A 13,397-nucleotide genomic window follows, 5' to 3' on the forward strand; every position below is an offset into this window, starting at 1 on the left:
TTTGAAAAACCAAGGAACCAAAAACAGTTCCTTGGTTATCATGTTTTCTTACGGATTAACAACATCAGCAGATGTTTCTTTACCATTTTCAAGACCAATAACAACAGCTGGTTTTTTAGGATTATGATTTTTATCCATTGTCATGGTACCTGTCACACCTTCAAAGTCTGTTAGTGTTGCTAAACCTTTTGTTAAAGCTTCACTTGTGTTTTCTTTTTCAGCTTCTAAAGCGGCTTTAACCATGTAAACAGAATCATATGCTAACGCATTAAATGAGCTTGGTGTTTTACCATACTCTTTTTTAAATGTCTCAATAAATGTTTTTACTTTATTTGAAGCAGGTGCTTTTTCAGAAAAATGAGCAGTATAGTAGATATTACTCATATTTTCGGCACCAGCAATATCAATTAATTTAGAATCAGAGAATCCATCAGCCCCAATAATTGGTTGTTCAATTCCCATTTCACGTGCCTGTTTGATGATTAACCCAGCTTCTTCGTAATAGCCTGGTAAGTAAATAAAATCAAAATCTTTGTCTTTAATTTTTGTTAAAATGGCTTTAAAATCTTTATCTTTTGCATTAAATTTCTCATCTGCTACAATTTCGCCTTTAAATGTATCTTTAAATGATTTAGTTAATCCTTTTGCATAATCACTTGATACATCTCCAATGATCACTGCTTTTTTCGCTTTCAAGTTATCAGTCGCATAGTTAGCTAAGATAACCCCCTGGAATGAATCTTGGAAACATGTTCTAAAAATATATTCTTGCACTTTATCATTTACTACAGTGATGGAATCATCTGTTGCTGATGGCGTGATAATTGGTACTTGAGCTTTTGTTGCGTTTGGACTAGCTGCTTTGCTCGCACCTGATGTTGCAGGACCTATCATTCCAATGACATTGTCACTTGTTGTTAAACTTGTTGCGATTGTTGCTGCTTCGGCAGTATCACTTTTATTATCTTTTACAACTAAATCAATTTTCTTACCGTTAATCCCACCGGCATCATTGATTTCTTTCACTGCAAGTTCTGCACCTTCTTTTTCTTGGTTACCATAACCAGCTACAGCCCCTGATAATTCCATATTTAAACCAATTTTGACTGTATCAGCATCTTTTTGTGACTTCGTATTTTGAGCAGTTCCTCCACCCGGTGTTCCACAAGCAGATAACAATAATGTTGCACCCATAAGCATTCCTATAATTTTTTTCATTTTACTTTCCTCACTTCTTTATTAGAATTAAATAAGTTATTTATTAATATAAATTAATATTAGATATAAGTCAACAGAATTTTCAGACAATTCTAAAATAAAAAAATAGACCGTTAATAAACAAGGTCTACGGTAGCTTTTAAGTCATTTATTTTTTTTCCTTTTATACGGTCCACGATATGTTTCATCTGGATTTTTTCTGATACTAAATTTTGGCGGTACATAATCAATACCACCTTTGACAAAAGGATGACACCTTAAAATACGAGCTGTCCCCATGATAAACCCTTTAATCGCTCCATGATAATTTACCGCATCAATCATATACTGAGAACACGTTGGATGATAACGACAACTTTTAGGAAACAAAGGAGAAATAAATTTTTGATAAAAACGAACAGGTAAAATGATAATTTTTTTCATAATATCTTCCTAACAATTTAAAAAATAACCACCAACATAAGAGTTGATGGTCATTAGTTATTTTACAAAATCTAGTATATGGTGCCATGTCGATGGATTCAATGCATCACTCGATTGCCCTTTTCCAACATAGACATACCCTATAAAAATACCTAGGAAAAATAATCCAATCAATAATAGAATCACAAAAATAACTAGCATCAATTGTATGACTACTCTTTTAGTTATTGAACTCAATTAAATTTCCTCCTTAATTACAGAGCTTAACTTACTACTTCTACCACTGACTCTTTAGCAACATCTTCATCAATTCTTTCGATTGTTGCACCTAGGTTGGCTAATTTTTCATGGAATTTATAGTATCCACGGTCTAAATGCTCTAATCTGGTCACTCGTGTTTCATCTGTTGCAACTAATCCAGCAATAATCAGAGCTGCTGCTGCTCGTAAATCTGTTGCACTAACTTGTGCTCCTTGAAGCTTTGGAACACCACTAATATAAGCCACACTATTGGAAATACGGTATTTAGCACCCATACGTTGTAATTCGTCTAAATGTTGGAATCTATTTTCAAAAACAGTTTCTGTTAACACACTATCCCCTGAAGCCAATACCATCAAGACACTCATTTGAGCTTGCATATCTGTTGGAAATCCAGGATGTGGTAATGTTTTTATATCCGTTGGTTTCAAATATTTTGGTCCAATGACACGGATCCCATTTTGTTCATTAATAATATCTACACCCATTTCCACTAATTTAGAAATTAGAGGGCTATTATGTTCTGCCACAGCATCTTCAATAAAAACATTTCCTTGAGTTACAGCTGCTGCTACCATAAAGGTTCCGGCTTCAATACGATCTTGCACCACGCTATGCTCTGTTCCGTATAAGTCAGTTACCCCTTCAATACGAATCGTTTCTGTCCCAGCACCAACGATTTTAGCACCCATTTTATTTAAATAAATTGCTAAATCGACAATTTCAGGTTCTCTTGCAACATTTTCAATCACTGTTATCCCTTTTGCACGGACAGCAGCCATCATAATATTCTGAGTTGCTCCAACACTTGGAAAGTCTAAATAAATTCTTGCACCAACTAATTCATCAGCAACAGCTTCAATGTATCCATTTTGTTGCGTAATTTTAGCTCCTAATGCTTGAAACCCTTTCAAATGTAAATCAATCGGTCTTGTACCAATAGCGCACCCACCAGGCATCGCAACTTTAGCTCGACCAGTACGAGCTAAAAGTGGTCCCATCACAACAATAGAGGCTCTCATTTGGCTAACATATTCAAATGGAGCTTCTGTTTCTAATTCTTTTGTTGCATCGATTTTAATCGTATTTTCTTCTTCAATAAATTCGATATCTGTATTTAAGTACTTAATAACATTATTCATTGTAAACACATCAGACAAAATTGGAGCATTGGTAATAGTTGTTTGTCCTTTATTAGCAAGTAATGCTCCGGCTAAAATAGGCAATACGGCATTTTTTGCTCCTTCGATTTTAACGCTTCCTTCTAGGCGATTTCCACCGCGAACTGCTATATATTCCATTAATTTTTCCCTCCATAAATATAAGGAACTTATTACAAATCCTAATCAGTATACCATGATTTTATGGAAAAAGAAATTCATTCATATTTTCCTAATAATTTTCTTAGAGAACAATTCCTTCAAAAAAATTTCGCACTAGAAAAATTACCTCTAAAAAGAAGTTACTCACTTGAAACCCAATTGCTACAGATAAAAAAACATAAGCTAAACGGATTTGTCTATCATACTGTATTCCTTTTTTAAATAAAACATCAAGTCGCAACGAATTTAATGTCCAAAAGGTTAAGTAAATAAAAATAAAATGGCTCAAGATCCTAACTAACGCATCAATTCCAAAAACTGACATATCCTCACCTCCACTTCCATTATAAAAGAGAAGAAGGTAAAGAAACAAATGTTTCTTTACCTTCTTTTATTCGCCACATTAAGCCGATTTAACGCTCGATAGAGTGCTATTTCAGCCCTAGCCATATCAATCGATTGATTTTGCTCGTTTTTAGCAGCTTCAATTTTTTGTTCTGCACGCTTCTTAGCTTGTTCAGCTCGTGAGATATCAATATTTTCTTCTGTTTCAGCACTGTTAGCAACAATTGAAACCACGTTGTCACGCACTTCAATAACGCCACCATTTACTGCAACCCAGTCGTTAACATTTTCTTCTCTATCAATCCGTACAGCATCAATTTTTAAAGGGGCAATCAACGGGCAATGTTTGGGCAAAATACCAAGCGAACCTGCTTGAGTATTTGCAACCAAAAATTTTGCTTCGTGCTCGTAAATCAATCCATCTGGCGTAACAATATTAACCATAAAGGTACTCATAATGACTTTCCCTCCTTGTTAGTAGCCCATTTTTTCTGCTTTTTCAACTGCTTCTTCAATGCGCCCAACACTTCTGAAGGCTTCTTCAGGTAAGTGGTCATATTCGCCGTCTAAGATTGCTCTAAATCCTTTAATTGTTTCATTCAATGGTACATAACTACCAGGTTGTCCTGTAAATTGCTCAGCCACGTGGAAGTTTTGTGATAAGAAGAATTGGACACGTCTAGCACGTCCTACTACTACTTTTTCTTCATCACTTAACTCATCCATACCAAGTATCGCAATAATGTCTTGCAATTCTTTATAGCGTTGTAATAAACGTTGAACCTCTGTGGCCACTTTATAATGTTCTTCACCAACAATATCTGGCTCTAAGGCACTTGATGATGATGCTAACGGATCTACCGCTGGATAAATCCCTTGTTCTGTTAAACGACGTTCCAAGTTAGTTGTTGCATCCAAATGCGCAAAGGCTGTTGCTGGAGCTGGGTCAGTATAGTCATCGGCAGGAACATAAATCGCTTGAATTGATGTGATTGATCCATCTTTTGTCGAAGTGATACGTTCTTGTAATTGTCCCATTTCAGTTGCTAACGTTGGTTGGTAACCAACAGCTGAAGGCATACGTCCTAAAAGAGCTGACACTTCAGAACCTGCTTGAGTAAAACGGAAAATGTTATCAATAAATAGTAACACATCTTGTTTTTCTTCATCACGGAAATATTCTGCCATAGTCAAACCAGTTAAAGCTACACGCATTCTGGCACCAGGTGGCTCGTTCATTTGTCCAAACACCATGGCTGTTTTCTTGATAACACCAGATTCTTTCATTTCAAAGTAAAGGTCGTTACCTTCACGTGTACGTTCACCGACACCGGCAAACACTGATAACCCACCTAATTCTTGAGCAATATTGTTAATCAACTCTTGAATTAACACTGTTTTACCTACTCCAGCACCACCGAACAGTCCAATTTTACCACCTTTTAAGTAAGGAGCTAGTAAATCGATAACTTTAATTCCTGTTTCTAATATTTCAGAGTTTGTACTTAATTCATCAAAAGCAGGTGCTTTTGCATGAATACTATCTCTTTCAATTTCGTCTCCAATAGGTTCACCTAAGTCAATAGTTTCACCTAATACGTTAAAGACTCTACCCAATGTTTCAGGACCAACTGGAACACTGATAGGACCTCCTGTATGAAGAACTTCCATTCCTCTTTGTAGTCCGTCTGTAGATTCCATTGCAATTGTTCGAACGATTCCATCACCAATTTCAAGAGTTGTTTCTAACACAACTTTATCTTTACTTCCAGCTTTATAAACGATTAACGCATCATTTATATCAGGTAATGCTTGGTCTAATGGAAAAGCCACGTCAACAACGGGACCAATGACTTGGGCTATTTTTCCTACTTTCATCTCAACAATTCCTCCCCGTCATTATTCTAAAGCAGCTGCTCCACCAACAATTTCTGTGATTTCTTCTGTAATGGCTGCTTGACGTGCTCGGTTATAAGAAATGGTCAAATCATCAATGATATTTGTCGCATTTTCTGTGGCACTCTTCATAGCAGTCATACGGGCAGCGTGCTCTGCAGTTTTAGAATCTAAAACTGCTCCATATATTAAACTTTCAGCGTAAAGGGGCAGTAACGTATTTAAAATAGCGTCTGCTGAAGGTTCAAGAGTATACTCTTGTTCGTACGTTTCAGCTTCTTTAGCATCTAAGTCAACAATTGGTAAGATTTTTTCTGCTCTAAATGATGAGGATAGTGTATTAACATGATGGTTATAACATACATACAATTCATCAAACATCTCACTATTATACATTTGTAAAGCAGAGTTTACGATACGTCTTACCTCACTATAACTTGGGTAGTCGCTCAATCCTCTTAATTCATAAGCTACTGGTAAATCACGATGCTTGAAGAAATCTGAACCTGTTCCTCCAATAGCCATTAACACCACATTCATGCCGTCTTCTTCGTCTTTTTTGATGATTTCTAACATGTTTTTTAAAATTGAACTGTTATAACCACCTGCTAAACCTTTATCAGAAGTTACTACAATATATCCAACTGTTTTAACTGGTCGAGCAATAAGCATTTGCTGATACATTTCCATCTCTTGCTCAAAACCAGAGAAATCAGAATTATCTATCGCAGTTAACTGTGAAGAAGCCAAATGAGTTGTCATACTTCTTACTTTAGAAGCATACTCTTGAAAGCGTCTTGATGATTGTTCAGATTTCGTCAATTTAGAAGCTGCGACCATTTGCATGGCACTTGTAATTTGACTGGTCTTTTTTGTTGAAGCTATTCTCTTCTTAATATCAATAAGTGAGCCGCCCATGTTCAATCACCACTTTCTAAGATTGTTTTACTTCATCTGCAACAGAGAATTCACTAGAACTAAAAATCCCTTTAAATTCATCAATTGCTTTATCCATATCTTCTGGATTTGGTAATCCTTTTGTTGTACGGATAGTATCAAAGATTGCTGGATAGTTATTATCCACGTATTCAAATAATTCACGTTCAAAACGTAAAATATCTACTACAGGAATAGTATCCAAAAATCCATGAGTCAAGGCATAAAGAATTAAGACTTGTTTTTCAACAGCCAATGGTTCATGCACATTTTGTTTTAGTACTTCAACAGTTCGTTTACCACGGTTTAATTTAGATTGAGTTGCCTCGTCCAAATCAGAACCAAATTGAGTAAAGGCTTCTAACTCACGGTAACTTGCCAAATCAAGACGAAGTGTCCCAGCAACTTTTTTCATTGCTTTAATTTGAGCAGAACCCCCAACACGTGATACTGATAACCCAGCATCAATCGCAGGACGAACACCTGAGTAGAACAAATCACTTTCTAAGAAGATTTGTCCATCCGTGATAGAAATAACGTTTGTTGGAATATAAGCAGAGATATCTCCCGCTTGTGTTTCAACAAATGGTAAGGCAGTCATAGAACCGCCACCTAATTCATCACTCAATTTTGCTGCTCTTTCAAGTAAACGAGAATGTAAGTAGAAGACATCCCCAGGGAACGCTTCACGACCTGGTGGACGACGTAATAGTAATGAGATTTCACGATAAGCTGCTGCTTGTTTTGATAAATCATCATATACGACTAATACGTGTTTTCCATTATACATAAATTCTTCACCCATACTTGCTCCAGCATAAGGTGCTAAGTAAAGTAATGGGGCTGGTTGTGATGCACTAGCAGATACAACAATTGTATAATCCATTGCACCATATTTTTTTAAGATTTCAACTTGATTACGTACAGTTGATTCTTTTTGACCAATCGCAACGTAAATACAAATCATATCTTGATCTTTTTGATTTAAAATTGTGTCGATAGCAATTGTGGTTTTACCAGTTTTACGGTCACCAATGATTAACTCACGTTGTCCACGTCCAATTGGTACTAATGCATCAATTGCTTTCCATCCTGTTTGTAGTGGTTCTGATACTGATTTACGAGCCATAACACCAGGGGCTGCTGCTTCAATTGGTCGTGTTTTAGTTGTAGCAATATCTCCTAAACCATCAATAGGTTGTCCTAAAGGATTAACCACGCGTCCAATTAATGCTTCACCAACAGGTACTTCCATAATACGTCGTGTACGTTTTACTTTGTCGCCTTCACGTATCTGTTCAAAATCTCCTAAAATGATAATACCGACACTATCATTTTCCAAGTTTTGAGCCATACCATAAACACCATTATCAAACTCCAATAATTCTCCCGACATGGCATTTTCTAATCCGTAAGCACGAGCAATACCGTCACCAACATAGGAAACTGTTCCAACTTCATCTACTGTTAACGATTCTTCGTATTTAGCAAGTTGTTGTTTAATATGCGAACTAATTTCTTCCGCTTTTATACTCATGTATCTCACCTCTCACCTTGTCGTTAAACATAAACATCAAGCCAATAATTTAGCATGAATATTATTTAATTCTGTTCTCACACTTTGATCAATGATTCGATGTTCTGATTCGACAATCATTCCACCCATTATGCTTGGGTCTAATTTTGGTCGTAAAACAACTTTATTTGCATGAAATTGTTTTGCCAAACGTTTTTCTAAGTCATGTCTTTGTTCAAGTGATAATGCAACAGCTGTGGTTACATTTACTACAATGATACCAAATTGATCATAATAAAGATGCTCATACTCATCAATAATATCAAGCATTTCATTCATACGACCATAATCATAAACAGTATGGATAAATTTGGCCAATGTATCACTAAAACTATTTTCTAAATCTTTTACAATATTAACTTTTTCAAAAATTGATAAACGATCATCTGATAGTATATCGCCTAAATCTGGTACTTCATGATAAACTTCTCTAAGTTGTAATAACTCTTGGTAGATTTCATTTATCATATTTAGTTGAGTTGCTTCGGTAAATAATGCTTTACCATAAGTTCTTGCGACACTAAATTTCTTATTCATTGTCATCAACTCCTAGCTTATCAATACTTGATTGAACCAACTCTTGATGAGCACTAGCTGACAATTCCTTTTTAAGTATTTTAGAAGCAATTTCAACAGATAAGTCTGCGACTTCTTTTTTAGCATCCGCCAATAAACGTTCTCTTTCAAGACGTAAATCTTCTTGGGCTTGTTTTTTCATTCTTGTTGCATGTTCTTGAGCTTCTACAATAATCGCATGAGCATTATTCTCAGCAACATCTTTTGCTTGAGCGATAATACTTTGTGCTTCAGTACGAGCTTCTTTTAATTCCACTTCTCTTTGTTTGGCTAAATTAGCAGCGTCTATTTTTGATTGTTCTGCACTATCAATATCGCCAGCTATTTTGTTTTCTCGTTCGTCTAACATCTTTGTTAGAGGTCCCCAGGCAAATTTCTTTAACGCTAATAACAATACAAGAAATGAAACAGAGACAAATAAAATGGTACTAAACGTTGTTTGTCCAGAACTTGCAATCACTAATTGATTCATCATGTGATTACGACACATCCTTCCCTGACTTTCATTTAATTACAACTTTTTAACCCTTGCTTGTATATGTTATTTAAATAATAATAATAAGGCAATAACGACACCAATGATAGGAATCGCTTCAATTAAGGCAACCCCAATAAACATCGTACTTCTTAATTGACCTGATAATTCTGGTTGACGTGCCATTGATTCTAATGTTTTAGAGATAACTTTACCATTACCATAACCTGCTCCGATAGAAGCTCCTAAAACTGCGATAGCTGCTGCAATATATTGCATAACAATTCTCCTCCTAAAAATGTTTTTATACGTTTACTTATACTTCTTCTACTTCTACTTTATGTGAGATATAAACCATCAATAAAGTAGCGAAAATAAATGCTTGAATTCCACCAATGAAAAGCGAAAAGGCTTGCCATATCACTTCAAGTGGCAGAGCCAAAATAAATTTCGTTGGACTACTTGATCCTAACCCTGCAATTAACGATAGTAACACTTCACCTGCAAAAATATTACCGTAAAGACGTAAACCAAGCGTTAATACATTAGTAAATTCTTCTATTAACTTGATTGGTAATAAAAAGCCGACTGGTTTCATATAACTATTAACAAAGTAACCTTTAACACCTTGTTTTTTGACCCCATAATAATTAGCCAAAATAATCGCAATAAATGCGAGTGTTAATGTTACGGTTGGATCAGCGGTTGGGCTCTTCCATAATGATATATCACTTGGGAATAAAGTCACTTTTGTAATGAGTCCTAAAGTATTTGATACTAGTACAAACATGAAAAAAGTAAATGCCAATAAATGGTACTCTTTTACTTCATTCTTCTCAACGTTATCACCTACGATACCACGAACAAAGTCAACGAGTGCTTCCATGACATTTTGTTTACCAGTAGGTTTAAGCTTTAAGTTTCGTGTACAAAAATACACTAATCCAAAGACAATCAAACAAGTTAATATAGTCATACTTACGACCGTTCCATCAAATGTTAAACCTCCAATGGTAAACAACCAGGATTTTTCTTCCACCACATTTCACCCCTTTTCTTCTAAATATTGAAACAAATTCAGAAGTTTTTTAGCTTCTGTAACAGTGTATGAAAAAATGTTTTTTGATGCATACATTTTTCCACATAGGAATACCTTGATAGACTGTTACTATCGAAACTATAATACCACCAAATGATAAATAACACAAAGTAAATCGGTAGAATTCTCACAACTTTCATACAAAAAAATTGACAAATGAAAACTCGGTTAAAACATACTCAGAATAATGAAATTTAACCTCTTTTTTAACCTAGTTGTTTTTAAAAAGCCTTACTTTTTATCCCCTAATTAGTCACCTCCATAAAAAAAGCATAAAGACACCTACCAAAATGATTATCTTTACACAAAGAATTAAACTTTGGTCGTTTGATAATTCACTTTAGCAAGTGTCATCAGCTCAGAAATTCCGAGCATTTATAAGGAACAACATCCTTATCTACACCCCTATGCTAACATGCTTGGCAAAAAAAGACAAACAACGACTAAAATGTACGTTGTTTGTCTCTCAAAGCTCGGTTAATTTCGCGGTTCATATCTTTTCGTTTTAAATCTTCTCGTTTATCATATTGCTTTTTCCCTTTTGCTAATCCTAGTAACACTTTAGCAAAACCATCTTTAATGTATAGCTTTAATGGAATCAACGTCACGCCAGGATTTTTCATTTCTGTTTCAATTTTGATGATTTGTTTCTTATGAAGCAATAATTTTCGCGTTCTTAATGGGTCGTGATTAAAAATATTTCCTTGTTCATAAGGGCTGATATGAACATTCATTAGATAGGCTTCTCCATTACGAACTCTAGCAAAACCATCTTTTAAGTTAACACGACGTTGTCTAATGGATTTTATTTCGGTTCCTTGAAGCACAATACCTGCCTCAAAAGTCTCAAATACTGTATAATCATGACGAGCCTTACGATTTTGAGCAATTAAATTTCCTTCACCTTTAGGCATGAGTCATCCCTCACTTTTTCTTTTTCTTCGGTTTTTTATTTACAGATTTATAAAAAGGTTTTTTACCATTCTTGCCTTTTTTTCCCTTTTTAGAATCATCTGATTTGCCAAATGATTTTTTTTGATCTTTGCGTCGATTTGATGAAGATGACTTTTTATTTTTTTTCGGTAATTCAATTTTTTCGGTCAATGGTTCCGCTGATAACAAGTCAAAATCGATTTCTCGTGTGTCAACATCCGCTTTAGTTAATTTCACACGAACTTTTTGACCGATTTTATATACTTTACCTGTTCGCTCACCAACAAACGCCATATGAGTTTCAATAAAGTGATAATAATCATCTTTCAACTGATTAACATGAACTAACCCTTCTATTGTATTAGGTAATTCTATGAACATACCAAACTTAGTAATGGATGTGATAATACCATCAAATTCTTCATCAACTTTATCTTGCATAAATTCTGTTTTCTTCAGTTTATCGGTTTCACGCTCAGCTTCAACTGCTCGTCGCTCCATTTTAGAACTATGATCAGCAATCTCTGGAATTAACTCGTCCCATTTTTGCTTGATTTTATCTGTTACTTTTTCTTTTTCATATGACTTGATTAATCGATGAACAATTAAATCAGGGTAACGTCTAATTGGTGAAGTAAAATGGGTATAGTCATCTGCGGCTAATCCGTAATGACCCACCGGATCTTCAGAATATTTTGCTTGTTGCATACTGCGAAGTAACATCATACTCACAACCGGTTCTTCTGGTCGTCCATTCACTTGGTCTAACACTCGTTGCAACTCTTTTGGTGATACCGCATCTTTTTTCCCTTTTACCATGATACCAAAATTTGTCATAAATTCTAAGAAACGCTGAACTTTTTCTTCTTTTGGATGCTCATGAATACGATAAATAAATGGCAATTGTTTATCCATATAAGTTTTCGCGACTGTTTCATTTGCAGCTAACATAAAGGACTCAATTAGTCTTTCAGCTGCTTTTCTTGTACGTAATTTTATATCTATCGGATGACCTTCTGCATCTACCACAATATAGGCTTCTCTATCTTCAAACGAGATTGCCCCACGATTTGCTCGCTTGCTCTCTAGAATTTCGTGTAACTCATTCATCAAATGAAACATTGGAACAAGTTCACTATATTGTTTGATTGTGTCATCATTCGTTCCTTCAATAATATCATTCACTTCATCATAGGTCATTCTAGCCGTTGAATGAATCACTGTTTCAAAAATATCATGTGAGACAACATCCCCCTCACCATTTATTTCCATTTCACATGCCATGGCTAAGCGATCTACATTTGGATTAAGTGAACAAATACCATTTGATAATTTTCTAGGTAACATCGGAATGACGCGGTCAGTCAAATACACACTCGTTGCGCGATCACTTGCCTCAGCATCTAACGGGCTATTTTCTGTCACATAATGTGACACGTCTGCAATATACACACCTAAAAAGTAATTGCCATTGTCTAATTTTTCAACCCGAACGGCATCATCTAAATCTTTTGCTTCCGCTCCATCAATTGTGACAACCACTTCTTTTCTTAAATCCACCCGATGCAGTAATTCACTTTCTAATACTTCATCTGGTAATTCTTCTGCTTGTTTTAATGTGGCTTCATCAAAATCAGTTGGAATTCCTAGTTGTAACACAATTGATAAAATATCCATCCCTGGATCATTTTTGTGACCAATAACTTGTTTCACTAATCCTTCAAAGCTATTAGTATAGCCGACTTCAGGATAATGCGTTATCTCAACAGAAACAACACTACCATCTTCTGGTAATAAACCTTCTGATGCAATGAAGACTTTATAGCGACTTAGCTTTTTATCTTTTGGCGTTACCACACCATAAAGACCGGTCTCTTGCTGCTCGCTTTCAGTAAAGAGCGTAAAAATCCCAACAACTTGACTCATGCCACGTTCGATTATTTTAACTACTTTTCCTTCTGGCGCTTGATCTTCTAATGGATTACCAGGTTTTAAAACTTCTATCTCAACCTTATCCCCTTCCAGAGCATAAAACGTATCATCTCGACTGACAAACACATCCGATTCTTCACCTTCGACCGTTACGAAGCCGAACCCACGCTCATTTGAACGAAACACACCTTCTAAAACAGTGTCTTTTGTCACTATTTTTATTTTTCCTTTTTGATTAAACGTCACAAGTTGCTCTCTTTCCATCTGAGCGATAGCTTGAACTAATTCTTTAAAATCATTGCTTTTTTGTAAATCTAGCATTTCTGCTAATTGTTCGACTGAAAATGATTTTTTTTTACTAGAGGTCATTGTCTCTAAAATTGTTTCTTTTAATGTTTTTCTCAT

General features: G+C 35.3%; 15 protein-coding genes. All 15 read right to left on the reverse strand.

The window, feature by feature from the left end:
• Positions 1–48: 48 nt before the first annotated feature.
• Positions 49–1,218, reverse strand: coding sequence for an ABC transporter substrate-binding protein (locus G314FT_RS08870; protein ID WP_257700725.1), 1,170 nt, complete (start codon positions 1,216–1,218; stop codon positions 49–51).
• A 144-nt stretch (positions 1,219–1,362) separates the two neighbouring features.
• A complete protein-coding gene (gene yidD / locus G314FT_RS08875; protein WP_257700726.1) occupies positions 1,363–1,641 on the reverse strand; it encodes a membrane protein insertion efficiency factor YidD in 279 nt (92 codons plus the stop codon).
• A 57-nt stretch (positions 1,642–1,698) separates the two neighbouring features.
• A complete protein-coding gene (locus tag G314FT_RS08880) occupies positions 1,699–1,878 on the reverse strand; it encodes a DNA-directed RNA polymerase subunit beta (protein WP_257700728.1) in 180 nt (59 codons plus the stop codon).
• 26 nt (positions 1,879–1,904) lie between these two features.
• A complete protein-coding gene (gene murA / locus G314FT_RS08885; protein WP_257700730.1) occupies positions 1,905–3,203 on the reverse strand; it encodes a UDP-N-acetylglucosamine 1-carboxyvinyltransferase in 1,299 nt (432 codons plus the stop codon).
• 103 nt (positions 3,204–3,306) lie between these two features.
• Positions 3,307–3,549 carry a DUF1146 family protein gene (locus G314FT_RS08890; protein ID WP_257700732.1) on the reverse strand — a complete coding sequence of 81 codons (243 nt, stop codon included), beginning with the start codon at positions 3,547–3,549 and terminating at the stop codon, positions 3,307–3,309.
• Positions 3,550–3,605: 56 nt separating this feature from the next.
• Positions 3,606–4,025, reverse strand: coding sequence for a F0F1 ATP synthase subunit epsilon (locus G314FT_RS08895; RefSeq protein ID WP_257700764.1), 420 nt, complete (start codon positions 4,023–4,025; stop codon positions 3,606–3,608).
• 18 nt (positions 4,026–4,043) lie between these two features.
• The gene (gene atpD, locus G314FT_RS08900; protein ID WP_117972092.1) at positions 4,044–5,447 is read right to left on the reverse strand and encodes a F0F1 ATP synthase subunit beta; all 1,404 of its coding nucleotides are present in this window, start codon (positions 5,445–5,447) and stop codon (positions 4,044–4,046) included.
• 21 nt (positions 5,448–5,468) lie between these two features.
• On the reverse strand, positions 5,469–6,383 hold the full coding sequence (locus tag G314FT_RS08905; protein WP_117972091.1) for a F0F1 ATP synthase subunit gamma: 915 nt from the start codon (positions 6,381–6,383) through the stop codon (positions 5,469–5,471).
• Positions 6,384–6,399: 16 nt separating this feature from the next.
• Positions 6,400–7,938, reverse strand: a complete 1,539-nt coding sequence (atpA, locus tag G314FT_RS08910; protein WP_257700767.1) for a F0F1 ATP synthase subunit alpha — start codon at positions 7,936–7,938, stop codon at positions 6,400–6,402.
• A 36-nt stretch (positions 7,939–7,974) separates the two neighbouring features.
• On the reverse strand, positions 7,975–8,514 hold the full coding sequence (gene atpH, locus G314FT_RS08915) for an ATP synthase F1 subunit delta (RefSeq protein ID WP_158559326.1): 540 nt from the start codon (positions 8,512–8,514) through the stop codon (positions 7,975–7,977).
• Positions 8,507–9,028, reverse strand: coding sequence for a F0F1 ATP synthase subunit B (gene atpF / locus G314FT_RS08920; protein WP_257700771.1), 522 nt, complete (start codon positions 9,026–9,028; stop codon positions 8,507–8,509). The genes atpH and atpF overlap by 8 nt, the downstream gene beginning before the upstream one ends.
• A gap of 66 nt (positions 9,029–9,094) precedes the next feature.
• Positions 9,095–9,307 (reverse strand): ATP synthase F0 subunit C, encoded by a 213-nt coding sequence (gene atpE, locus G314FT_RS08925; protein WP_071456694.1) that lies wholly within the window; start codon positions 9,305–9,307, stop codon positions 9,095–9,097.
• A 37-nt stretch (positions 9,308–9,344) separates the two neighbouring features.
• A complete protein-coding gene (gene atpB / locus G314FT_RS08930) occupies positions 9,345–10,067 on the reverse strand; it encodes a F0F1 ATP synthase subunit A (protein ID WP_257700774.1) in 723 nt (240 codons plus the stop codon).
• 503 nt (positions 10,068–10,570) lie between these two features.
• Positions 10,571–11,041, reverse strand: coding sequence for an SsrA-binding protein SmpB (gene smpB / locus G314FT_RS08935; protein ID WP_257700782.1), 471 nt, complete (start codon positions 11,039–11,041; stop codon positions 10,571–10,573).
• Between the two features lie 10 nt (positions 11,042–11,051).
• The gene (rnr, locus tag G314FT_RS08940; protein WP_257700784.1) at positions 11,052–13,397 is read right to left on the reverse strand and encodes a ribonuclease R; all 2,346 of its coding nucleotides are present in this window, start codon (positions 13,395–13,397) and stop codon (positions 11,052–11,054) included.

It is taken from the genome of Vagococcus luciliae (assembly GCF_024637875.1).
Classification (GTDB): Bacteria; Bacillota; Bacilli; order Lactobacillales; family Vagococcaceae; genus Vagococcus; species Vagococcus luciliae.

Bases quoted from the DNA above. Each gene is read 5' to 3' on its own strand.
- atpD (WP_117972092.1), bottom strand. From the start codon at position 5,447: ATGAAAGTAGGAAAAATAGCCCAAGTCATTGGTCCCGTTGTTGACGTG.
- atpH (WP_158559326.1), bottom strand. From the start codon at position 8,514: ATGAATAAGAAATTTAGTGTCGCAAGAACTTATGGTAAAGCATTATTT.
- atpA (WP_257700767.1), bottom strand. From the start codon at position 7,938: ATGAGTATAAAAGCGGAAGAAATTAGTTCGCATATTAAACAACAACTT.
- smpB (WP_257700782.1), bottom strand. From the start codon at position 11,041: ATGCCTAAAGGTGAAGGAAATTTAATTGCTCAAAATCGTAAGGCTCGT.
- murA (WP_257700730.1), bottom strand. From the start codon at position 3,203: ATGGAATATATAGCAGTTCGCGGTGGAAATCGCCTAGAAGGAAGCGTT.
- atpE (WP_071456694.1), bottom strand. From the start codon at position 9,307: ATGCAATATATTGCAGCAGCTATCGCAGTTTTAGGAGCTTCTATCGGA.
- G314FT_RS08890 (WP_257700732.1), bottom strand. From the start codon at position 3,549: ATGTCAGTTTTTGGAATTGATGCGTTAGTTAGGATCTTGAGCCATTTT.
- yidD (WP_257700726.1), bottom strand. From the start codon at position 1,641: ATGAAAAAAATTATCATTTTACCTGTTCGTTTTTATCAAAAATTTATT.
- G314FT_RS08870 (WP_257700725.1), bottom strand. From the start codon at position 1,218: ATGAAAAAAATTATAGGAATGCTTATGGGTGCAACATTATTGTTATCT.
- atpF (WP_257700771.1), bottom strand. From the start codon at position 9,028: ATGATGAATCAATTAGTGATTGCAAGTTCTGGACAAACAACGTTTAGT.
- G314FT_RS08905 (WP_117972091.1), bottom strand. From the start codon at position 6,383: ATGGGCGGCTCACTTATTGATATTAAGAAGAGAATAGCTTCAACAAAA.
- G314FT_RS08895 (WP_257700764.1), bottom strand. From the start codon at position 4,025: ATGAGTACCTTTATGGTTAATATTGTTACGCCAGATGGATTGATTTAC.
- rnr (WP_257700784.1), bottom strand. From the start codon at position 13,397: ATGAGAAAAACATTAAAAGAAACAATTTTAGAGACAATGACCTCTAGT.